This is a genomic window from Cohnella sp. 56 (assembly GCF_037963805.1).
In the GTDB taxonomy this organism is placed as follows: Bacteria; Bacillota; Bacilli; order Paenibacillales; family Paenibacillaceae; genus Cohnella.
Window position 1 is genome coordinate 1 of the sequence record NZ_JAZDQE010000036.1, and the last position, 1423, is coordinate 1423.

Below are 1423 nucleotides of genomic sequence, written 5' to 3' on the forward strand. Positions count from 1 at the left end.
TTTTGTTCTTCAAGATGTGGTAGATGGCCGTTAAGAGCATGCGCGCAATGGCAATAATGGCGCGTTTGTGGCCCCTACGCTTCTTGAGCTGCAAGTAGCGGTTCCGTATTTCGGGATGCTTCTCGCTTTTGACGACAGCGGTCGCACACTGGACCAAAAGCGGCTTGATGTAGCAGCCGGCTCTCGAAATCCTTACCGACTTTTTCTTGCCGGCGCTCTCGTTGTTGGTGGGCGTGAGTCCTGCCCAGGAACACAGATGCTTGGCTGTCGGGAACACGTCCATATTCACCCCGATCTCGGAAACCACGGCAATGGCGGAGAAAAGGTTGCTTATGGACGGAACAGTCAAGATCAGCTTGAGTTCCTCGGTGTAGGACTCGGCAAGGGAAAGGACGATAGATTCCAGTTCCGCCTTGCGGGATTCCAGATCGTGGCAGTGCTGTTTAATGACCTTGATTTTCCCCGCTTGCTCGGTCGACATGAACCCGTCAACGGCGAGTTCGAGTTCCGGAAGTTTGCTTTTCATGGAGCGGTGAATGAGTGGTTCAAGGTCAAAGGAAGTTGCGTGGGGTTCGTCGAGCAGCTTTTCAATGATATTCATCGCGCTTTTGCCAAACGTATCGGAAACGACGCTTCCAAGCTGAATGTTGGAAACCGTCAAGCTGTTCTGAAGCCGATTTTTCTCGCTGGAGGTAAAGTTGGTCAGCTTGAAGCGGTAACGCATCAGATCGCGGAGCTGGCGGATGGGCAAGGGAGGCATAAAGCTTCCTGCGACCAGATCGTGTTTGAACAGGTCGGCGATCCACTGCGCATCCTTCTTGTCGGTTTTCTTGCCACGAATGGCTTTGACGTATTTCGGATGAGCCAGCGTGATGTTGCAGGTGGGCTCAAGGATGTTGAACACCGGAATCCAGTACTTCCCGGTGGACTCCATGCACACTTGCTTGCAGTCATGCTCACCAAGCCACTGTGACAGCTCTTTCAAGCCTTTGGTAAAGGTTGAAAAGCGATGGCGTTTGTAGGTGGTGACGCCTTTGCTGTTGGTAGAAGCGATACAGGCGACGACGAAGGTTTTGTGTACATCGATGCCGCAACAGATGGGATGGACGATTTTCAGCGCCATAGAGAAACTCCTTTCCGAAGGATACAGGAATAGCCCGCAGGGACTGACGGCCCAGCCATAAACGAGTTGTTTAACAAAGATAAGTCTGCGTGCTCGAAGCGACACTTATTTGTGCTTGGAAAGGCCGTCGACACATATAACGATGCGGTTACCTCGAGAAGAGGCAGCCCACTCACCTCCGCGTGATTTGTAGTTTACGGGTATCCCTGCAACTCCAGCATACAAAAAACACGCCCAAAGCCAACGGATTTCATGCCGTTTTGTGCCTTGAGCGTAGCGAAAGGAATGGGTATAACGATG

At 51.9% G+C, this 1423-nt stretch carries 1 protein-coding gene; it reads right to left on the bottom strand.

Translation table 11 applies throughout. The features are described 5' to 3' along the window. Positions 1 to 1123 (bottom strand): IS110 family transposase (locus VQ071_RS29210; RefSeq protein WP_340518538.1); only part of this gene is annotated, 1123 nt, incomplete at its 3' end. Between the last annotated feature and the right edge of the window lie 300 nt (positions 1124 to 1423).